Below are 21,323 nucleotides of genomic sequence, written 5' to 3'. Positions count from 1 at the left end.
GTCACCGCATTGACCTCTTGGCCGCTTCTGGGCGAAGACAGGCCATGATCGCAGCGAAATTCCAAACCTTCCTCATCCTGCTCGCGGTGCTGGCGGGCACCGCGCTGGTCGCCCGCCGTTTCAACATCGCTCCTGCGATCCTGCTGATGCTCTCCGGCGTCGGCCTCGCCTTCGTGCCGGGCATGCCGCCGGTCGAGCTGCCGCCGGAACTGGTGCTGCTGATGGTGCTGCCGCCGCTGATCTATTCGGCGAGCGTCGCCATGAGCTGGCGCGAGTTCAGGAACAATCTGCGCCCGATCGTGCTGCTCGCGGTCGGCGCGGTGATCTTCACCGCGGCGCTGGTGGCGGCGGCCACGCATTATCTGATCGGCCTGCCCTTGACCGTGGGCTTCCTGCTCGGGGCCATCGTCGCGCCGCCCGACGTGGTGGCGCCGCTCGCGATCGCGCGCCGCCTGAACATGCCGCGCCGGCTGCTGGTCATCCTCGAAGGCGAAGGGCTCGCCAACGATGCCACCGCACTGATCCTCTACCGCTTCGCGCTCGCCGCCATCATGATCGGACATTTCTCGCTGCCGCTGGCGGCCGGCGAGTTCCTGCTGATCGTTGCCAGCGAGATCGCCTTCGGCATCGGCGTCGGCTGGCTCTCCCTCCGCTTCCGCAAATGGTCCAGGGATCCCCAGGTCGAGCTGACGCTGTCGCTGATCACGCCCTATGTCTCCTACTGGCTGCCCGAGCATGTCGGCGGCTCCGGCGTGATCGCGACCGTGGCCTGCGGCCTCTATGTGAGCTGGAACGGCCCGCTGCTGATCTCCTCGGCGACACGCCTGCAAGGCATCTTCTTCTGGGACCTCATCATCTACCTGATCGAGGGCCTGCTGTTCCTGCTCACCGGCTTCCAGATGCGCGCGCTGTACGAGAAGTCGAAGGCCTTCCCGCTCGACGACATCCTGATCGCGACCGCCGTCGTTCTGACGATCATCGTGACCGCGCGCTTTGCCTGGCTCTATCCCGCGACCTATCTGCCGCGGATCCTCTCCAGGTCGCTGCGCGAGCGCGATCCGTCGCCGCCATGGCAATGGCCGTTCGTGCTCGCCTTCACCGGCGTGCGCGGCGCGGTGTCGCTCGCGGCCGCACTCGCGCTGCCGTTCACGCTGCCTGATGGCACAGCCTTCCCCTATCGCGACCTGATCCTGTTCGTCGCCTTCGGCGTCATCTTCGTGACGCTGATCGGCGTCGGCCTGACGCTGCCGCCCGTGGTGCGCTGGCTCGGCGTCGCCGATGCCGGCCGCACCGAGCATGTCGCCGAGCACGAGGCCGAGATCGCCGCGCGCCGCCAGGCGCTCGAGGCCGCGCTGAAGTCGCTCGATGCGTTGACCGCGGAAAAGGAAATCTCCGACGAGGTGATGCGGCTCCTGCGCGCCCGCCACGAGATCCGCGTCAACCAGCTGCCGGATTCACTCGATCCCACCCATCACGACGTCTCCGCCGCCGGGACCGCGCTGACCCGCAACCTGATCGACGCCGAGCGCAAATTCATCCACGACCTCCTGCGCGACGGCCAGATCACCGACGAGACGAGGCGGCGGATCGAGCGAGACCTGGATCTGGAAGAGGCGAGTTTGGCAAACCGGGAGTATCGGGGCGGGCCGCTGTAGCGCTGTCGCCACAATCGATCGTCGTCCTGGACAAGCGAGCGGAGCGAGCGCTGATCCAGGACCCATTACCACAGGATTGGGTTTGGCGAAGACTCGCGGTTGTCACTTCGCAACACGACTTCTCATCGGGGTAATGGGTCCTGGCTTTCGCCAGGACGACGACGGTGGATATCTTCGCCAGCTACCAATGCTACCGCCTCTCGCAAAACTCCCCGACTGCCGCCGCCACGGCCCCTGCAATCAGCTCCTGCCGCTCCGCCGAATTCATCTCCATCTCCTCGTCGCGATTGATGATGGAGCCGGCTTCGAGCAGCACGGCGGCGCTTCTCGTTCGCGACAGCACGACGAGACCGTCATAGCGGTAGACGCCGACATCCTTGTCGAGCAACTGGCGCCGGTAGCGGCCCATCACCGGCAAGGTGTATTGGCTGGCGTAATGCAAGCCCTGCTCCTTCAGCCGTCGGCCGATCAACCGGGCCAACTTCAGGCTGGTGGTGAAGTGCGGATTGCGCTCGGAGACGAACAGCGAGTGGCCCGAAAATCGATCGCTGAAATAGCTCGTCGCACCGTCGAATTCCCAGGTGTCGAGCAGCTTGTCCGGCACCGAATCGTGATGAACCGACAGGAAGAGATCGGCCCGGCCGTCATTCGCGGCACTGACGCGCTTGAACAGGCTCGGCCGCGCCTTGCCGTCCGTGACGAGCAGGCGGGTTGCGGCAAAGCCCTCGGACTTGAGTTTCTCCGTGATGAGCCGTGCGAGCCGGAAGTTGAAGCCGAACTCCGGATCATTGCGCGCGCTCAGTGCGCCATAGGAGTCCGGGGTGTGACCGACATCCACGACGATCCGGAATTTCGGCGCCTCGCATTTGGCCGGAGATTGCGGCGGCCTGGATTTCGCAATCTTTCGCGCGGCAGCGGCGTGACCCTTGTCAACAACAGCAAGCGACGACAGCAGGATCGACGCGATGAGCGGCGCAACGAGAGCTGCGATGATGATGCTGCGCGATCGCCTCAAGCGCTACTCCGCTGCCGCGATTCGTGGCCGGCCGACGAAGCCGGCGGCGTCACCGAAACGTTCCAGCATCACCGCGGGCATGTCCTTGGCCCTACCGGAGACGCAGGCCCCGGAGCGCACCGCATATCGATCCTGATGCGCGGCCTGCGGCGGAGGCTCGCCCCGCTGGAGCGCGCGCGCCAGATCCATCACGGTTTTGCGGAAATGCATGATGCCGAGATCGGTCGGCCCGAGATGCTCGCGGGTGCGGTCGGCGATCGGACCCTGGCTATCCTGCACGGCGGCGTCCTGCTCCGACACACCCTTGATGCCGGTGTAGCTCCTGGTCTTCTGAAGCTTGCGGTCGATCAGGTAGTCGTTGCCCTTGTGGCGCAGCGGCACGTAATTGTCGTCGACCTCCGCGATCACGCCGTTGCCGCGATCAAAGACGTCGCGCTCGGCCTGCGTCAGCGGCCGCTCCGGATTCCAGGCATAGGTATAGATCCAGCAATTGGTGTCGGTGACAGGCACGAAGGTCTGGCCAAAGATGTTCTCGCCCGGCATCGCGCTCGGCGCGTAGGCATGGAACGGCATCAAAAACTGCGCGATGCGCCAGTAGATGTTGTCGCTGCCGGTGAGCCGGCCGCCGGCAATCGTCAGCCCCGCCTCGTGCGGAGTGATCTTGATCACGGGGCGCGGGTCCTCTGCGATCCAGCGCATGTGGTCGTTGTTCATGCGCACGAGCGGATTCACAAAATGCTTCTTGATGTCCAGGATCTCGTCCTCCTCCTTGTCGAAGGAGAGATGGGCAAAGGTGAAATGCGCCGTGTCGATCGAGCCTTCCAGCGCCTGCACCCAGTTGCAGTCCTGCCATTTCTTGCTGACGTAGCGGTACGAAGCAGGCAACAACGCCATTTCGAGGTCGGGCAATTCGGGCATGGCCTCGGCCGGGCCCATATAGGCCCAGATCATCTCGCCCCATTCGCGCACCGGATAGGACTTGATGCGGATCAGATCCTTCGCGTTGAGGTCGGGATAGGAGGTCGGCGTGTCCACACATCGACCGTCGGTGTCGAACTTCCAGCCGTGATAGACGCAGCGGATGCCGCATTCCTCGTTCCGCCCGAGCCAGAGATTGGCGCCGCGATGCGGGCAGTACTGGTCGATGACACCCACGGCGCCGCGCGTGTCGCGGAAGGCGAGCAGCTCCTCGCCAAGCACGATGATCTTCTTCGGTTCGCCGTCGGGCTCCGGGAGTTCGTTGGAGAGAAGCACCGGGATCCAGAAGCGGCGCAGCAGCTCGCCCATGCCCGTTCCAGGGCCGGATTCGGTCAGGAACTTGTTGTCCTCGGCGCGGAGCATGGCGTGACCCCCGGGAGCTTTGTTTTTGATTTTGGGCGAGATTGGCGCAGGTCGTGGAGAGCGTCAACGTGGGTGAGTAACCGGGAGGCTCGGCGGCAATCTGGTCACAATTGTCATCCCCGCGCAGGCGGGGATTCCAGTACGCCGCGTATTCAATTCCATCACTGATGCCTCTGGGATACTGGACCGTCGGCGGCGGACAGATGACACCGGATATGGGTTTGCATTCTCGCGACGCACCGCGTCCAGAATGACCTCACTTCTGTAAAACGAAATACTTTCCGTTTCAGGGCTCGACCTGATGTCTGCACCAGAAGTGACTTGCCCGTGGTTGTTTGTCGCACTCAACCATCATTGCGCGCGCAGCAACGGGCGAGGACCTACACTAGCTAGTCGCTTGCCTTCACCGTCGCCCGCGCACCGGAATCCGTAAGAAAGCCCCGGCGGGCCGGCACTTTCTTGTTTTCTCAGTATCGCGCGCTCGCCATTCGAGACCCTACAATCACTCCTTGTATCTCCCCCTGCCATTCGCGCAGGACGGGACGCATTTTCCGCTACCGTTGCTATCGGGTGACAGACGAAGCCGTGTCAGTTGGTAATCTAGTGCATCACGCCTTTTTGACTGAAGGGAATCTCGTCGTGAAGAAACTCGCGCTGGCCGTTGCAGCTGCCTCGGTCCTATTCACTTGCGCCGCTGCGGCCGCGGACCTCGGCGCCCGCCCCTACACCAAGGCTCCATCACCGGTCGTTGTCGCTTGGAGTTGGACCGGGTTCTACGTGGGAGGCAACATCGGCGGTCACTGGGGAGACGATCGAATCACTCCCGCTGCGAATCCGGTTGCTTGGGGAGTAGCCGGGGCCGCCGATTTGAACGCTTTCACCCGAACTAATTTGCACCCTCAGGGGGTGATTGGCGGTGTGCAGGCTGGCTACAATTGGCAAACTAGCAACGCTGTTTTTGGTATTGAAGCTGATGCCAACTGGGCCGATGGTACGGCGACCCGAGTTCAGGTCCCTCCAGTCGGATTTCTGGTCATCAATCCCCTCGACGTCATGACCAATTCGAGCAAGCTAACATTCCTGGGAACAGTCCGCGGAAGATTGGGTTGGGCGGCGGCTGATGCACTCTTTTATGTCACTGGCGGTTTGGCTGTAGGAAACCTGAAGACGACCGATACATTTTGCTCGTTCGGCGCGCCTTGCATTGATCCCGGCGATCTTGGCGTCGTGAACTCTTCAGTGACCCGAGCTGGCTGGACGGTTGGCGGCGGCATCGAGTATCACGTTGCTGGAAATTGGACGGTCAAAGCTGAATATCTCTATGTCGACCTCGGATCGTACGCGACAAGCATTCCCGGGTGCGCAAATTGCCTTCCCGGCGCGGACATCACGGTCAATCACAAGTTCACAGATCAGATTGCCCGCGTCGGCGTGAACTACAAGTTCGGCGGCCCGATCGTTGCCAGATACTGAGCGGCGCTTTCCCGCGACAATCAAAGGCCCCGGCATCGTCTGGGGCTTTTTCTTTTTCAACGCGGGCTGACCGAACGTCGACCGCTCACACCGGCCGCTCCCCCTTCACCGTCACGCGCGTGCCCGAGCGCGTATGCGGCCAGTAGTCCCACATCGCGCGGTGCTGGGTGCAGCGGTTGTCCCAGAACGCGATGGCGTTCTCGGTCCAGCGGAAGCGGCATTGGAATAATGGGTTTTCGGCGTGCTGGTAGAGATAGGCGAGCATCGCGTCGCTCTCGTCGCGCGGGATGCCGTTGATGTGACGGGTGAAGCCGCGATTGACGTAGAGCGCCTTTCTGCCGGTGACCGGATGCGTACGGACCACCGGATGCTCGGCGTTCGGATAGGACGGACGATCGGCGACGCCATAGTTCGCATAGAGGCCGCGATAGATCGGCTCGCCGTCATGCAGCGCGGTCAGGCCGTCGAGATAGGCCTTCATGCGCTCCGACAGCGCCTCATAGGCCGCGTACATATTGGCGAACAGCGTGTCACCGCCGCGTGGCGGGCACTGCTTGATGTAGAGGATTGAGCCCATCGGCGGTTCGAGATCGCAGGACACGTCGGAGTGCCAGCCCTCGCCGTTGGCGCGCAGCGAGTTCTTGTCGGCGTAGATCTTCATCAGCGCCGGGTCTTCGTCCTCATGGGGAGCTGCGGGATGGAAATGCAGTTCGCCGAACTTGCGGCCAAAGGCGAGATGCTGCTGCGGCGTGATGTGCTGGTCGCGAAAGAAGATGACGAGGTTTTCGGCGAGCGCGCGGTGGATCTCGTCCATCTGCCGGTTGGAGCGGGTGTCATCGGAGACGAGCTTGCCAATGTCGACGCCGGAGATTTCCGCACCGATGATGGGAGTGAGCTTTTCGACCGCGATGGTCTCATAGGGTGCGCCGTCGTCAGCGGTGTGGCGATAGCGCGGGCCCTGCTTGCCGGCGAGTGAGCTCATGGCGTGTCTCCCGATCGTTGTTGATTGGAGACATCGTAACGCGCGGTGGCAGATACGCAATCTGCACCGCAAGCACAGCCGTCGTCCCGGACAAGCGCAAGCGTAGATCCGGGACCCATAGCCACAGGATTGGGTTTGGCGAAGACTCGGAGTGACAGCCCGTCGTAACCACACAGTCCTCTGGTTATGGGTCCCGGATCTGCGCGCGCTTGAGGCGCGCTTGTCCGGGACGACGGAGTTGCGTGAGGCGCGAGCGGAGTAAAATTACTCCGCCGCGGGCGCCGGCACCTTGGCGCCCTGGCCGTAGCGCTGGTCGATGTAGTCGATCACCAGCGCCTTGAAGTCGGCGGAGATGGTGGGCCCTCGCAGCGTGCGGAACTTCTTGCCGTCGACGAAGACGGGCGCGGCCGGCGCTTCGCCGGTGCCCGGGAGCGAGATGCCGATATTGGCATGCTTGGATTCGCCGGGGCCGTTGACGATGCAGCCCATCACCGCGACGTTGAGCTCTTCGACGCCGGGATATTTCGTCTTCCAGGTCGGCATCTCGTCGCGGATGAAATCCTGGATCGAGCGCGCCAGCTCCTGGAATGTGGTCGAGGTGGTGCGGCCGCAGCCGGGGCACGCCGCAACCAGCGGCACGAAAGTGCGGAAGCCCATGGTCTGCAAGAGCTCCTGGCCGACCTGCACCTCACGGGTGCGGTCGCCGCCGGGCTCCGGCGTCAGTGAGATGCGGATGGTGTCGCCGATGCCCTGCTGCAGGAGGATACCGAGCGCGGCCGAGGACGCCACGATGCCCTTCGAGCCCATGCCGGCTTCGGTCAGGCCGAGATGGATGGCGTAGTCGGAACGGGACGCGAGATCCTGATAGACCGCGATGAGGTCCTGCACCGCCGAGACTTTTGCCGAGAGGATGATGCGGTCCTTGGGCATGCCGAGCTCTTCGGCGCGCGCGGCCGAGAGCAGCGCGGACTGCACCATGGCCTCGCGTGTCACCGCGCGCACGTCACGCGGATTCGGCGAAGCGGCGTTCTCGTCCATCAGCTTGGTGAGCAGCTCCTGGTCGAGCGAGCCCCAATTGGCGCCGATGCGGACCGGCTTGCTGTTCTTGTTCGCGATCTCGATGATGTCGGCGAACTGGGTGTCGCGCTTGTCCTTGAAGCCGACATTGCCGGGATTGATGCGGTATTTGGCAAGCGCCTCGGCGCAGGCCGGATAGGCCGCGAGCAGCTTGTGACCGATATAGTGGAAGTCGCCGATCAGGGGCGTGGTGATGCCGCGCTTGGCGAGGCCGTCGCGGATGTGCGGGACGGCGGCTGCGGCCTCCTCGCGGTCCACGGTGATGCGGACCATTTCGGAGCCGGCGCGCGCGAGCGCTGCGACCTGGGCGATGGTGCCGTCGATATCGGCGGTGTCAGTGTTGGTCATCGACTGCACGACGATCGGCGCGCCGCCGCCCACGGCGACGTTGCCAACCTTGACCTGGGTGGTCCTGTGCCGGGGCGCGGGGCCCGCGATGTCTGAATCGAGAGGGTTTTCGAGCTTGTTCATGGCGTCCAAATATCAGGTTTTGGTGACGTTCAGCAATGCATCGCGCGGCGCCGCAGCCGTTTGGCTCGGACGGTTAACCAGAAAAAGCCCAGCAATTACAAGGACCGCGGCGGCCCCGAATGTCAGGCTCAAGGTGTCGTGCATGATGAAATAGCTACCCACCACGCCAAACAAAGGGGTGATGAAGGTAAAAGCGGACAATTTGCTGGCCGAATAGGCCTTCACCAGCGCGAACCAAAGCGTGAACGTGGTTCCCACCACCCAGATCGCCTGGAACGCCATCAGTCCGAGCGACAGCGGCGACGGGGTGTGGGTGATGGTCTCGCCGAACAGCAAAGCCGCGCTACCCAGGATCGGGATCGAGGTCGCGACCTGGTAGCCCAGCGCCTTCTCGGGCGCGGCGAAGCGCAGCCGTGTGCCCTTGGCGACCAGCGTCGTCGCCGCCCACAGCCCGGCGCCGCCGACGATCAGGAGGTCGCCGAGCAGGACATGCGCATCGACATTGGGCTGCGGCACGCCGATCGCGAGCGCGACGCCGGCAAAGCTGATGGCAAGACCCAGCCATTGCGAGGCGCCAAGCCGCTCGCCGAGCACCTGATAGGAGCCGAGCGCCACGAAGAACGGGGCGGTGTAGAGGAACACCACCGCGCGCGAGGCCGAAGTGAGGCGCAGGCCTTGGAAGATCAGCACGAACTCGATGCCGAACATCAGCCCTGCGATCAGGCCGGCCTTCCATGTCCCGTCGCGCTCGAAGAACTTCACGCCACGCAACGTGCCGATGATGAACAGCACCGGCAGCGCGCCCATCGAGCGGATCATTGCCTGCAGCATCGGCGGGATGTCCGGCAGCACCAGCTTCACCGCGATCTGGTTGAATCCCCAGGTCAGGCACAGCATGAGCATCAGGGCGATGGCGCCGGCGCTGAGAGGACGGCCGGCGGACGATATGGCTTGAGGTGCGGACATTTCTTCCCAAAAATCCGGCTTTGCGCCGTTATTGCTTCAAGACATTTTCTGACAATGGGCGCAGATGCCCGTGATCTCCACCACAGACAGCTTGGGCGCAAAGCCTGAGCTGCGCGCCGCGGCGTTGAGGTCCTTCGCAAAGGATGCCGACGGAATTTCACCGACGAGGCCACAGCGCTCGCAGATCAGGAACGCCACCGCCGAGGTCGCGTCATGGTCATGGGCGGCACAGGCCAGATAGGCGTTGCGGCTCTCGATGCGGTGCACGAGGCCGTTGGCCATCAAGAAATCGAGAGCACGATAGACCGTGATCGGCGCCGGCCGCGCCATCGACTTGGCGAGTTCGTCGATCACCTCATAGGCGCCAAGCGGGCGATGGCTGGAAAGCAAGGCTCCCAGCACTTGGCGGCGGATCGGCGTGAATTTCTGCGCGCGCTGCTCGCAAACTTCCTCGGCATGCGCGAGCGCGTCCGCGGTGCAGCGGCCGTGATCGTGGTCAGGCGCGGGAAATGCCGGCTTTGCGAGGGTCATGCGGCCTGCGTTCTAGCATTTCGGCGATGGAACCCAAAGCATCACGGGCGGCGGGCTGCCAGCCATGCTCTCGCCGCGGGACTGCGTCGCGATAATCCGCCACGAAATAATCATAAGCTTGCTTATAGTATCTCAAGCTTATTGGAGACAAAGCTCATGACCCGCGGGTCCGTGGACCAGAACTTCCTGTTTACGCTCGCCGAGCTTTACCGCCTGTTGCGCGTTTATGCCGACAAGGAGGCCTCGCGCTTCGGCATCACCCGTGCGCAATGGGCGGTGCTGGCCAAAGTCGAGCGCAGCGAGGGCATGAAGCAGTCGGAACTCGCCGAGCTGCTCGAGGTGCAGCCGATCACGCTGACGCGCCTTATCGACAAGCTCTGCGACAGCGACTGGATCGAGCGCCGCAGCGACGCCTCGGACCGCCGCGTCAAGCGCCTCTATCTCAAGAAGGCCGGCCGGCAATTGCTGGGACGGATGAGCGGGCTGAGGTCCGAAATCACGGCCAACGCGCTCGAGGGCATCAGCCCGGCGGACGCCCACCGTCTCCTCACCCAACTCGAAACAATCAAGGAAAACGTGCGTAACGCGGCCCAGACATCAGGCGCGGAACAAGCGCGTAAGGAGCAGCGCTATGGCTGATCAGGTTCTCAAGTTCCAGCCCGAGCAGAAGAACGACAGCGGCAAGCCCACCAAGAAGGCCGGCACCGATCCGCGCCGCCGCGTGCTGGCCGGCCTGCGCCGCTATCGCCGCTTCCTGCTGATGGTCGTGCTGCCTGTGATCGCCGCCATCAGCGGCGTCACCTTCTATCTCCACGGCGGACGCTATGTCGGCACCGACGATGCCTATGTCGGCGCGCAGAAGGTGCTGGTGACGCCCGACATCTCCGGCAAGATCGAGAAGGTCGTCGTCCGCGAAGGCCAGCTCGTCAAGCAGGGCGACGTGCTGTTCGAGATCGATCCCGTGCCGTTCCGCCTCGCGGTGGACGAGGCCAGGGCGCAGCTGCTGCAGGCGCAGACGACCTATGACAACCTTCGCGCCAACATCAAGATCTACGGCGACATGCTCAATCTCGCCCAGCAGGGCGTCGACCTCAAGCAGCGCGACGTCGAGCGCAAGCAGGCGCTGGTCAAGAACAGCTTTGGCTCGCAGCTCGACCTCGACAACGCCTCGAACGCGCTGGTCACGTCGGGCTCGATCGCGCAATACGTCAGGCAGCAGATCTCGACCGCCAAGACGCAACTGCTCGGCGACACCGATCTGCCGCTGGAGAAATTCCCGCCCTACGCGCAGGCCAAATCCAAGCTCGAAAACGCCGAGCGCAATCTCGACCACACCGTGGTGCGAGCCTCGATGGGCGGTGTCGCGGCGCAGGTCGAGCAGATCCAGCTCGGACGCTATGTGGCGGCCGGCACGGCGGTGTTCTCGATCGTCGATATCGCCCATCCCTGGGTCGACGCCAATCCGAAGGAGAGCGACCTCACCTATGTCACCGAGGGCCAGCCGGTGACGCTCGAGGTCGACGCGTTCCCGAACCATGTCTTCAAGGGCAAGATCGGTTCGCTCTCGCCCGGCACCGGCGCGCAGTTCGCGATCCTGCCGCCGCAGAACGCCACCGGCAATTTCGTCAAGGTGGTGCAGCGCCTGCCGATCCGCATCTATTTCGACGAGACCGACAAATACGTACGGAAGCTGAAGGCCGGCATGAGCGTCTATGCCACCATCGACACCGGCCACCAGCGCTCGCTCGCCGGCCTGCTCGGCCTGTCCGCGACCGCGGGCCAGGACAAAGATTAAGACAAAGACTAAGGATCTGCCGCGATGTCCGGCCCCAATGCCAGCCTGATGGTCCCCGGCCTGCGCCGGAACATGGTGACGATCTGCGCCATGACCGCGACCATCATGCAGGCGCTGGACACCACCATCGCCAACGTCGCGCTGCCCTACATGCAGGGCACGCTGTCGGCCTCGCAGGACCAGATCAACTGGGTGCTGACCTCCTACATCGTCGCCGCGGCGATCATGACGGCGCCGGTGGGCTGGATCGCCAACCGCTTCGGCCGCAAGCGTATCTTCATCATCTGCTCGGCCGGCTTCACTATGGCGTCCGTGCTGTGCGGTCTGGCGCAGGACATCAACCAGATGGTGCTGTTCCGCCTGCTGCAAGGCGTGTTCGGCGCGGCGCTGGTGCCGCTGTCGCAGTCGGTCATGCTCGATTACTACACGCTCCAGGAGCGCGCCAAGGCGATGTCGATCTGGGGCATGGGCGTGATGATGGGCCCGATCATGGGCCCCTCTCTCGGCGCCTGGCTGACCGAGACCTATTCCTGGCACTGGGTGTTCTTCGTCAATTTGCCGTTCGGCGCGATCACCGTGCTGGGACTGATCGTCTTCATGGACGAGACCGAGAAGAACCTCAGCCTCAAGTTCGACTGGCTCGGTTTCGCTGCGCTGGCGATCGCGATCGGCTCGCTGCAGCTCGCGCTCGACCGCGGCGAGCAGCTCGGCTGGCTGGAATCCAACGAGATCATCGCGGAATTCATCGTCTCGGCCGTCGCCTTCTACTTCTTCCTCGCGCACTCCTTCACGACGTCGACGCCGTTCATCCGCTTTGCACTGTTTCGGGATCGCAACTTCGTCACCGGCTGCGTGTTCATGGTCGTGATGGGCCTCGTGCTGTTCTCCACCATGGCGCTGGCCTCGCCCTACATGCAGAACGTGATCGGCTATCCCATCATCACCGCCGGCCTGCTGCTGGCGAGCCGCGGTTTCGGCACCTTCTTCGCCATGATGCTGGTCGGCCGCATGATGCGCTATTTCGAGGCACGTACGCTGATCATCACCGGCCTCACTCTGACCGCGGGCTCGCTGTTCCAGATGACCGGCTGGACCGACCTGACCCAGGTGCCGGAGATCGTGACCGTCAGCATCATCCAGGGTTTTGGCTTCGGTCTCGTCTTCGTGCCGCTTTCGACGGTGGCGTTCCTGACCCTGCCGAACCAACTGCGCACCGACGGCGCCGCCATGCTGACCCTGATGCGCAATGTCGCAAGCTCGGTCGGCATTTCGGTCGTCATCGCCGAGCTGACTCAGGGCACGCGGCGGACCTATGCGATCCTGTCCGAGCACATCAACCCGTTCAACCACGCACTGCAAATGCCCGACGTGCGCGGCATCATCAACCTCTCCACCGACGCCGGCCGCGCCATGGCCGACCGGATGGTCGGCGTGCAGGCACAGATCATCGCCTTCGCCCACGACTACATGCTGGTGATGATCTTCATCCTCTGCACCATCCCGCTGGCGCTGATGATCGGCTCGACCAAGGCCACCCTGCGCAAACAGGCGGCGGGGCCGGAACATGCGGTGATGGAGTAGGCACGCTCGCTCTCCGCCGTCGTCCTGGACAAGCGAAGCGCAGATCCAGGACCCATTACCACCTGATGGAGTTTGGCGAAGGCTCGCGGTTACCAGCTCGTGCCACAACCACGCCCTGGGGTAATGGGTCCTGGCTTTCGCCCATGGGCGCTAAAATAGTTGCATTGCTTGATAGCGACGTTTTCGTCTTGGTGGTTCGTGTAGATGCCGTCCGAGCGTGGAGCGAAGTCTGCGCAGGCAAGCAATCGCGGGTTGGGGCATGATTGCTTGTCGGAGCGAGGCGACGAGTTGGCGGAGCAGACGCCAGGTCCCTGGACGGGTCAGGCGGCCTCGGCCAAGCGGGGAGAGTCCTCGAGTTCGTCGACGAGTGGCTCGAGCAGGAGAATGATCAGCAGATGAGCGAGGATGTGGGGCCTGGCGGACCGCTCGTCAGTTCCGGGAGGGCCCTTCAGGCCAATCAAACTCTTGAGCCGCTTGAAGCCGAGTTCAATGCGCCATCGCAGCCGATAGAGGGCAAGGACATCGCTCGTTGAGAAGTCCTCCGGTGCGAGCGAGGTCACCAGGATCACCCAATCTGCAGCGTCAAGTGTTTGCCTGGAGAGCTGGTGGCCTCCCTTTTGGGCCGTTCGGCGCGCCTTGCGTCGTGCGACCGCGGCCGCTTGCGCCGGCTTCTTGACGGCAACCAGACGCAGAGCGAGCAGCGGTGCGCCAGACTTGCGTTTTATCCAGATCGGTCGATCGATCAGGCCACATGCCGAAGCCTTGCGCAGTTCGGCCGTCAGATCGACCAGACCACCTTTGGCATCAACCCAACGCGCGCTCTTCCAGCCGGACCGGATCACGAAGTCCGCGCCGGCATCGACGAGACGTGCCATGCGCTCCGGTTGCAGATAAGCGCGGTCGCCAAGACGGATTTCGCCGGCAATCACCGGTATCCGGTCCAGCGTCTCGCCCGCTCGCTGATCGGTCAGCTCGAAGTGACCAAAGCGCTCCTGCGGAAGATCGAACGCGCTGTGTATGCGCCACACCGCGTTCTTGTTCCTGCCGCTCGTCCCAGCCTTCGGGACCGTCGTGGCGTCAACAATGCGGATCAGGCGGCCGTGGCTCGCCTTCGGCGCACCGCTCGCCAGTGCTTGGCCTATCAACTTCGCCAGCCAATCTCCGCACTGACGCAACCGATACAACAGAGCCACGTTGGAGATATCGACAAGGCCCACCGACGTGGCCCATGCCGCCGTCAACCGCAGACCTCGCTCGCCAAGGCAATACGCCAGGATCAAGCGCAGCAAATCCACCGCATTGCTGATTTCCCGCGGGCGGACAAACGCCTTCGTCTCGCGCGCGCTAACGTTGAGCGCTTCGGCGCCGCCAAGCCGGGCGACAACACGCGCCCAGTCCTCGTTCACAAGCGATTCGTGTGCCATCCCAATTTGGAATCACAAGCCAATCCAATGCGCAAATCCTATTTTAGCGCCCATGGGCTTTCGCCAGGACGACATCGGGCTTGTGACGCCCACTACCCCAACAACTCCTCACACCCCAAATCCTCCACCGCCATCATCACCCGCTCCAGATTGTTCCACCAGATCAACGGCGGGATGTTGACGCTCCACATCCAGACCGGCCTGGTGATGTGCCAGAGCACCGACCAGCGGTAGTCGCGATCGAGCGCACCACGCGTGTAGCCCGTGATGCCGCTTTCAATCAGCGTCTCGTGGTAGAGGTTGAGCAGTGGGCGTTCGAGCGCCTGCCGTCGCTCCGGGTACCATTGCATCGCCATCATGTAGGCGAGGTCGCCGGTCGGAACGTTGATGCTCCAAAGATCGAAATCGAAGATGCGCGCGGTATCGGCGACGCCTGCGCGCGGCAGCAGGAAATTCCAGCTATGGGCATCGCCATGGGTGATGCTGAGATGACGGCGTGAATGGTAGCGCTGGGAGAGCCGTTCCGACTGATCGATGAGGCGACGGTAGAGGATGCGCCGCTCCTCGCTGAGGCGGTCGCCGAGCAAATCGGCAAAGCGGTCGTAATGACCCGCAAACGCCTCCATGCGCTGCGCGCTGTCCTCAGGGCTCGCCCAAGTGCCGACGGTGTCGCCAAGATCGGGATGGTCCCACCAGGCCGCATGCCAGCGCGCGAGTGTCGTGACGATCGCGATCGCCTGCTCGCGTGACGGCGGCAGCGGCCATTGCGTCGCGACCTCGTGGCTGTCGGTGAGATCCTCGAGCAGCAGATGCCAGGCGAGGCTCTCCTCGTCGAAATGCGCATGGAAGCAGCGCGGCACGAGTCCCGGCGGCATTTTTGGCGCGGGCTGCGTGTAGTAAGCCACCTCGCGCCGGCCGCCATTGGCAAGTTTCTGCGCAAACGCGGCATTCGCCGTCTTCAGGATCAGCGATTGCGGGGCACCGCCGGGGTCTCCGACATAGCGCAGGCCAAGGCGGATGATGTGCGACACGAGGGTGTCGCGCTGATGCAGCACCTTCACTTCGCGCACCGCGCCAGCGTCCAGCACGCCGCCCCGGCGCAGCGCAGCCGTCAGCCGAGCCGGCTCAACAACATCCGGCAGTTGTGGAGGTGTCATGAAATTCACGATGCCCCTGTCCCGCGCCATACTGCACGATCACACCCCCAACGCACCAGCGTCAGATCCGACGCGGGGCCTTACGCCGCCGCGGTCGAGTCCCGCACGGTCCGGACCACGACCGATCGCAGCGTTTCCAGATTGGCCGCCATGCCCGCGATCGCCTGCCTGACCTCCGCGGCGCGCTCGTTCACGGAAGCCGCGTCACGGCTGACATTGCCGATCTTGGCCGAGACGTCCTTCGCGGCGGACGCCGATTCGGAGATCGACCGCGCGATCTCCCGTGTCGCCGCGTCCTGTTCCTCCATCGCGGCGGCAACCGAGGTCGCAACGCCGTCGATCTCGACGATGTGGCCTCCCATGACTTCGACGGCATCCACTGCCGCCTGTGTCGATGCCTGGATCTCGGCGATCAGGCGCGCGATCTCCTCGGTGGATTTGGCGGTCTGGTCGGACAGGGATTTCACTTCGGCCGCGACCACCGCGAAGCCGCGGCCGGCCTCGCCGGCGCGCGCCGCCTCGATGGTGGCGTTGAGCGCCAAAAGGTTGGTCTGGCCGGCGATGCCGCCGATGAGGTCGGAGACTTCCGCAATCTTCTTTACCGATCCGGCCAGCGCCTGGATGGTCGAGCGGGCCTGCTCGCGGCCCGCGACCGCCGACCTTGTGACGGTCGAGGTGCGTGCGACCTGGGTCGCGATCTCCCGGATCGAGGCGCTCAGCTCCTCGGCTGCGGCCGAAACGGTCTGCGAGCTGCCCAGCGCCTGCGTCGAGGCCGCAGCCACAGCCTGTGATTCCGTGGACAGCGAGCGGGCGATCTCGGACAGGCTGGTGGCAACCCGTTCCACGCCCTGGCTCGCCGCGCTCGCGGTATCGACCGAACGGCCGGTTTCGCGCTCGACCGTCTCGGCCATCTGATGCAGGGCGGAGCGCTTGGCGCGTGCGGCCTCCTCTTCGTTCTGCAATTGCTCCTCGCGCAAGCGGGAGTTCTCGATCGCCCCCTGCTTGAACACCTGCAAGGCACCCGCCATCGAGCCGATCTCGTCCTGCCGATGCGCGAAGGGGATGTCGGCGGCGATATCGCCCGTCGCAAGCCTCTGCATCGTGCCGGTCATGCGCACGATCGGGCGTACCACGCCGAGGGCGACGCCGAGCAGGCCGGCGGCGGTGAAGGCCAGGACCGCGGCGGAAACGCCGAGCAGGATATAGAGGATCGAGCTGTCGCGGTCCGCGGCCAGCTTCTCCATGTCGGCGTTCTGCTTGTTGGCGTTCTCGACGATGCTGTCGATGACGGCGCGATGCGCAGTGTAGGCGTCCTTGAGCTGCGCATAGGTGCGCTCGGCGGCGGCCATGTCCTTGGCCTTGAGGGCCGGCAGGAGCTGATCGGACGCCTTCCAGAATTTCTGCACCTCGGCGTCGGATTTCGACACCAGGGCAGACTTCAGGTCGGCCGAGAGGCTGGAGGCGACCCAGTAGGCCTTGCGCTCGTCGTAGTCCTTGCGGAGCTGGACCAGACGCTCGCCATGGGCCGCCAGCTGATCCGGCTCGCGCATGGCGAGGGTGGCCTCGAGATAGGCCTCGATGACGTATTCCGGCGGCGGCAGGATGTCGGCGATGAGGTCGTTGCCGAGCTTGATATCGGAATAGAGCGGACCGCCGACCTTGAGCTCGCGTAGCGCGTAGAGGCTGGTGGAGACGACCGCGGTGAAGCCGATGGCGAGCACGATGCCGAACGCAATGATCGCGGAAGACAACGACAGGCGAATTTTCATGAAGCAATCCGGGCGCGAATCAAATCCGCACCGAGCCTAGACTGCTACGGTAAATACGGGCTTTCTTCGCGGACAAGTTGCCGAAGAAAAGCTCCGCAGGACTACGGGAATGGGCTGTCAGTCAATCGGTTTTAGGTCAGCGAGACTGACGCTCAAACGCAGAGTGAGTCGCTTTTTACCCGGATGCAGCGCGCGTCGGCTGCGATTGCGCTGAATGAGAAGCGCGTAGCGGCGACCTGGAGTCGCCGCGACGCATTGCCTCACATGTCGAAGAACACCGTCTCGTCGTCGCCCTGCAAATGCAGGTCGAGGCGATAGACCGGCTTGCCGGCCTCGCGCACCGCGGTCAGCGTGGCGCGGCGCTCGGTTGGCACCAGCGCCAGCACGGGATCGGCGGCGTTGCCGGCCTCGTCGCTGAAATAGATGCGGGTATAGAGATGCCGCAGCATGCCGCGGCCAAAGACGGCAAGCAGGATGTGCGGCGCCTGCGGCTTGCCATCGGGATCGGGCACCACGCCTGGCTTGATGGTGTCGAAGGAATAATTGCCGTCCTTGTCGGTGCCGCAGCGGGCGAAGCCCCGGAAGCTGGCATTGGGCAGCGCGCGCTTGTCCTGCGGATCGGCAAAGCGGCCTTGCGCGTCCGCCTGCCAAATCTCCAGCATGCAATCCGGCACGACAACGCCGTCGCCGTCGAAAACGCGGCCCTCGATGCGGACACGATCGCCGGTGACGTCAGGCGTCAGCGTCGAGTTGGTGAACGCGTCGTTCCACGCATAGTCGCCGGTCGGCGTCAGTCCGTATTTGAAGAACGGACCGACGGTCTGCGATGGGGTGATCCCGTCGGGCTTCACAGAATCCTGCACTTTAGTGGTTCTCCATGGGCGTGGCATTCTTGCCGCGCAGCACGATGTCAAAGCGGTAGCACAGCGCCCATTCGGGCTGGGTATTTTCCAGGTCGAACGAGGAGACCATCCGCGCCCGCGCCTTCTCGTCCGGCACCGAATTGAAGATCGGGTCGAACGGAAACAGCGGATCCGCCGGGAAGTACATCTGCGTCACCAGCCGCGTGACGAAGGAATGGCCGAACACCGACAGATGGATATGCGCGGGACGCCAGGCATTGTGGTGATTGCCCCAGGGATAGGCGCCAGGCTTGATGGTGACGAAGCGGTAGTAGCCGGCGGCATCGCTCACGGTGCGGCCCGCGCCGGTGAAATTCGGATCGAGCGGCGCCGGATGCTGGTCGCGGACATGGACGTAGCGGCCACAGGAATTGGCCTGCCAGATCTCGACCAGCGAGTTCGGCACGCCGCGACCGTCCTCGTCGAGCACATGGCCGTGCACGATGATGCGCTCGCCGATCGGCTCGCCACTGTGTTGCGTGGTCAGATCGTTGTCACCCTTGCGCACGGTCTCGTGGCCGTAGACCGGGCCGGTCAGCTCCGACAGCGTGTGACGCATCGGGATCAAGGGCTTGTTCGGCGCGCGCTTGATCGAGCTTTTGTACTCGGGCGACAGCGGCAGCGGATGCGCCTTGTTGCTGTCAGTGGGATAGATGAATGTCATCGGCGAACTCCTCCCCGGCCATTTAAGGTCCAGCCGGTCACCGCTTCCGCCAATCATTATAGGATATAACTAATTTGGGGAAGCGGGTTTAGGCCTCCTGCGCCGACGCTATTTGATCGGCGGACGCGGCAGCACGGCCTCGCCAGCCTCGAGCCGGTAGGTGTGGTCGAGCGAGTACCAGGGCGTTGCGACGTCGGGCGCAGTCGGATGCGGCGCATCGTGGCGCTGGAACTTGCCGATCAGCGCCTGCGTCACCCCGAACTGCACGTCGCTGTCGATATGCGGGTCAGCGGGATCGTAGACCTGCGAGATCAGCACCTTGAATCCGGGCTTGAAGATCAGGGCGTGCAGATGCGCGGGCCGATAGGGGTGCCGGCCCTGCGCCTCGAGCAGGCGGCCGACCACGCCGTTGGTCGGAATGGGATAGCCGACCATCATCACGGAGCGGACGGCGAAGCGCCCGTCCTGGTCGGTCGTGAACTTGCCGCGCAGGTTCATGTCGGCCTGTTCAGGATCCTGGTTCTCATAAAGCCCAACCGGCGAAGCATGCCAGACATCGACCTCGGCACCGGCGACGGGACGGCCGTCCCTGTCGACGACGCGGCCATTGACGAACAGCGGCGCACCCGGCGTCTGCGAGCGCACGATCGATCCGCCATTCTCGACCCGCGGCGAGTTGAGCCGCCAGAACGGTCCGAGCAGCGACTGATCGGTTTCGGTATTGCCGTTGTCGCCGTTGTTGAGCAGGCACACCAGCGGGGAGACGCCGAGCGAGCCCGCCATCAGCACGACTTCGTTATGCGTGTCGGTGGTGAGCTTGCCGAGTTCGGCCACGATCGCAGTGGCGTCGCGAAACTCCTTCTCGGTCAGGCGAACGTCGCGGACGAAGGCGTGGAGGTGCTTGACCAGGGACACCATGATCTGGCGCAGCCGCGGATCGGATGTCCGCTCCATTACCGCCAGTGCCGCGGCCGTGACGTCCTGCTCGCGCTCGATGATCATAGCCACCTCCCAACCATCCGGTCGTTCCGGGCGCGAGTGAAAGGAGCGGCCCCGGAATCTTCACCTCTCCCCGCCTGCGGGGAGAGGTCGGATCGCCCTTGCGATCCGGGTGAGGGGGTACAGGTCCCACGGTCATCTCATCCGCGGAGAGAGGCCCCTCACCCCAACCCTCTCCCCGTAAGAACGGGGAGAGGGGGAGGATGGAGTCTTAATTCAACTTCTCGATCGCAACCGCGACACCCTGGCCGACGCCGACGCACATGGTGGCGAGCGCGAGCTTGCCGCCCCGCTTCTCCATGCCGTGCACGGCGGTGAGCACGAGGCGCGCGCCGCTCATGCCGAGGGGATGGCCGAGCGCGATGGCGCCGCCATGCGGATTGACGAAATCGGCATCGTCGGCAACGCCAAGCTGTCGCATGCAGGCGATGCCCTGCGAGGCAAAGGCCTCGTTGAGCTCGATCAGGTCGAAATCGCCGATCTTCTTGCCGAGACGCTCCATCAGCTTGCGGGTCGCCGGCACCGGGCCGATGCCCATGATGCGCGGCGGCACGCCGGCCGAGGCGAGGCCGAGGATGCGCGCGCGCGGCGTGAGGCCGTGCTTCTTCACCGCGGCTTCCGAGGCCAGGATCATCGCGGCGGCGCCATCATTGACGCCGGAGGCGTTGCCGGCCGTCACCGTGCCGGGATTGCGCACGATCGGCTTCAGTTTTGCCAAACCTTCCAGCGTGGTCTCAGGGCGCGGATGTTCGTCCTTGTCGACCGTGATCGGACCGGCTTTGCCGCCAGGAATCGTGATAGGCGTGATTTCTTCCGCGAAATAACCCGCCGCGATCGCCGCGCCAGCGCGCTGCTGCGAGCGGATGGCAAAGGCGTCCTGGTCGGCACGCGACACCTGGAATTCCTCGGCGACGTTCTCGCCGGTCTCTGGCATCGCGTCGACGCCATACTGCGCCTTGAGCAGCGGATTGATGAAGCGCCAGCCGATGGTGGTGTCGAAGATCTCGGCCGAACGCGAGAACGCTTCTTGCGCCTTGCCCATGACGAAGGGCGCGCGGGTCATGGATTCGACGCCGCCGGCAATGGCAAGTTCGATCTCGCCGGAGCGGATGGCACGGCCAGCAGCGCCGACCGCATCGAGGCCGGAGGCGCAGAGCCGGTTCAGGGTCTGGCCGGGAACCGAATCCGGAAGGCCCGCCAGCAGCAGCGCCATGCGCGCGACGTTGCGGTTGTCCTCGCCGGCCTGGTTGGCGCAGCCGAAGAAGACCTCATCGACCTGCGCCCAGTCGAGATTGGGATGCTTGGCCATCAGCGCCTTGATCGGGGCTGCGGCGAGATCGTCGGCGCGCACCTTGGCGAGCGAGCCGCCGAAACGGCCGATCGGGGTCCGCACGGCATCGCAGATAAAGACGTCACGCATCGTTGTTCTCCCTGAATGCCGCGATCCGGCCAAATTCTTCAATGTCGGCGGAGTTTTAGGAGGGCGCCCGCGGCAGGTCAATTGACGGTTTCGCGGGTGGC

The 21,323-nt window shown here is 64.2% G+C and carries 18 protein-coding genes; 5 read left to right on the top strand and 13 right to left on the bottom strand.

The window, feature by feature from the left end:
• Positions 1-44 precede the first annotated feature (44 nt).
• Positions 45-1,655 carry a Na+/H+ antiporter gene (locus tag ACVJ19_RS14660; RefSeq protein WP_453948526.1) on the top strand — a complete coding sequence of 537 codons (1,611 nt, stop codon included), beginning with the start codon at positions 45-47 and terminating at the stop codon, positions 1,653-1,655.
• Between the two features lie 190 nt (positions 1,656-1,845).
• Here the strand turns inward: ACVJ19_RS14660 and ACVJ19_RS14655 are convergent, their stop codons facing one another.
• Together ACVJ19_RS14655 and ACVJ19_RS14650 are read right to left on the bottom strand one after the other, a co-directional pair.
• Positions 1,846-2,670, bottom strand: a complete 825-nt coding sequence (locus ACVJ19_RS14655) for an N-acetylmuramoyl-L-alanine amidase (protein ID WP_453948527.1) — start codon at positions 2,668-2,670, stop codon at positions 1,846-1,848.
• A 3-nt stretch (positions 2,671-2,673) separates the two neighbouring features.
• Positions 2,674-4,011, bottom strand: a complete 1,338-nt coding sequence (locus ACVJ19_RS14650) for a Rieske 2Fe-2S domain-containing protein (RefSeq protein WP_453948528.1) — start codon at positions 4,009-4,011, stop codon at positions 2,674-2,676.
• Between the two features lie 639 nt (positions 4,012-4,650).
• Here ACVJ19_RS14650 and ACVJ19_RS14645 point away from each other — a divergent pair.
• Positions 4,651-5,484, top strand: coding sequence for an outer membrane protein (locus tag ACVJ19_RS14645; protein WP_453948529.1), 834 nt, complete (start codon positions 4,651-4,653; stop codon positions 5,482-5,484).
• 85 nt (positions 5,485-5,569) lie between these two features.
• On the opposite strand, the gene ACVJ19_RS14640 is transcribed toward ACVJ19_RS14645, so the two are convergent.
• The 4 genes from ACVJ19_RS14640 to ACVJ19_RS14625 form a co-directional block, all read right to left on the bottom strand.
• Positions 5,570-6,466 (bottom strand): TauD/TfdA dioxygenase family protein, encoded by an 897-nt coding sequence (locus ACVJ19_RS14640; protein WP_453948530.1) that lies wholly within the window; start codon positions 6,464-6,466, stop codon positions 5,570-5,572.
• A gap of 264 nt (positions 6,467-6,730) precedes the next feature.
• On the bottom strand, positions 6,731-8,014 hold the full coding sequence (gene ispG, locus ACVJ19_RS14635; RefSeq protein WP_210316072.1) for a flavodoxin-dependent (E)-4-hydroxy-3-methylbut-2-enyl-diphosphate synthase: 1,284 nt from the start codon (positions 8,012-8,014) through the stop codon (positions 6,731-6,733).
• A gap of 12 nt (positions 8,015-8,026) precedes the next feature.
• Complete coding sequence (locus ACVJ19_RS14630) at positions 8,027-8,980, bottom strand: DMT family transporter (RefSeq protein ID WP_453948531.1); 954 nt, start codon at positions 8,978-8,980, stop codon at positions 8,027-8,029.
• A gap of 36 nt (positions 8,981-9,016) precedes the next feature.
• Positions 9,017-9,511, bottom strand: coding sequence for a Fur family transcriptional regulator (locus ACVJ19_RS14625; RefSeq protein WP_453948532.1), 495 nt, complete (start codon positions 9,509-9,511; stop codon positions 9,017-9,019).
• A 156-nt stretch (positions 9,512-9,667) separates the two neighbouring features.
• Here ACVJ19_RS14625 and ACVJ19_RS14620 point away from each other — a divergent pair, with 156 nt between their 5' ends.
• Genes ACVJ19_RS14620 through ACVJ19_RS14610 form a run of 3 tightly spaced genes read left to right on the top strand, consistent with a single transcriptional unit; the run spans position 9,668 to position 12,887 of the window.
• Positions 9,668-10,150, top strand: coding sequence for a MarR family winged helix-turn-helix transcriptional regulator (locus tag ACVJ19_RS14620; RefSeq protein WP_453948533.1), 483 nt, complete (start codon positions 9,668-9,670; stop codon positions 10,148-10,150).
• Complete coding sequence (locus tag ACVJ19_RS14615) at positions 10,143-11,306, top strand: HlyD family secretion protein (protein ID WP_453948534.1); 1,164 nt, start codon at positions 10,143-10,145, stop codon at positions 11,304-11,306. Before ACVJ19_RS14620 ends, ACVJ19_RS14615 begins: the two co-directional genes overlap by 8 nt.
• 24 nt (positions 11,307-11,330) lie before the next feature.
• Positions 11,331-12,887 (top strand): MDR family MFS transporter, encoded by a 1,557-nt coding sequence (locus ACVJ19_RS14610; RefSeq protein ID WP_453948535.1) that lies wholly within the window; start codon positions 11,331-11,333, stop codon positions 12,885-12,887.
• A 320-nt stretch (positions 12,888-13,207) separates the two neighbouring features.
• On the opposite strand, the gene ACVJ19_RS14605 is transcribed toward ACVJ19_RS14610, so the two are convergent.
• The 7 genes from ACVJ19_RS14605 to pcaF form a co-directional block, all read right to left on the bottom strand.
• A complete protein-coding gene (locus tag ACVJ19_RS14605; RefSeq protein WP_453947895.1) occupies positions 13,208-14,311 on the bottom strand; it encodes an IS4 family transposase in 1,104 nt (367 codons plus the stop codon).
• 92 nt (positions 14,312-14,403) lie between these two features.
• Positions 14,404-15,498 (bottom strand): phosphotransferase, encoded by a 1,095-nt coding sequence (locus ACVJ19_RS14600; protein WP_453948536.1) that lies wholly within the window; start codon positions 15,496-15,498, stop codon positions 14,404-14,406.
• A gap of 50 nt (positions 15,499-15,548) precedes the next feature.
• On the bottom strand, positions 15,549-17,237 hold the full coding sequence (locus ACVJ19_RS14595) for a methyl-accepting chemotaxis protein (protein ID WP_453948537.1): 1,689 nt from the start codon (positions 17,235-17,237) through the stop codon (positions 15,549-15,551).
• Between the two features lie 260 nt (positions 17,238-17,497).
• Complete coding sequence (gene pcaG, locus ACVJ19_RS14590; RefSeq protein WP_453948538.1) at positions 17,498-18,100, bottom strand: protocatechuate 3,4-dioxygenase subunit alpha; 603 nt, start codon at positions 18,098-18,100, stop codon at positions 17,498-17,500.
• Position 18,101: 1 nt separating this feature from the next.
• Positions 18,102-18,803 (bottom strand): protocatechuate 3,4-dioxygenase subunit beta, encoded by a 702-nt coding sequence (gene pcaH / locus ACVJ19_RS14585; protein WP_453948539.1) that lies wholly within the window; start codon positions 18,801-18,803, stop codon positions 18,102-18,104.
• 108 nt (positions 18,804-18,911) lie between these two features.
• A complete protein-coding gene (locus tag ACVJ19_RS14580) occupies positions 18,912-19,805 on the bottom strand; it encodes a dioxygenase family protein (RefSeq protein ID WP_453948540.1) in 894 nt (297 codons plus the stop codon).
• Positions 19,806-20,013: 208 nt separating this feature from the next.
• Positions 20,014-21,222 carry a 3-oxoadipyl-CoA thiolase gene (gene pcaF / locus ACVJ19_RS14575; RefSeq protein ID WP_453948541.1) on the bottom strand — a complete coding sequence of 403 codons (1,209 nt, stop codon included), beginning with the start codon at positions 21,220-21,222 and terminating at the stop codon, positions 20,014-20,016.
• Positions 21,223-21,323 lie beyond the last annotated feature (101 nt).

This window comes from Bradyrhizobium sp. USDA 376, from assembly GCF_054063675.1.
This window is presented reverse-complemented; position numbering and strand designations above follow the sequence as displayed.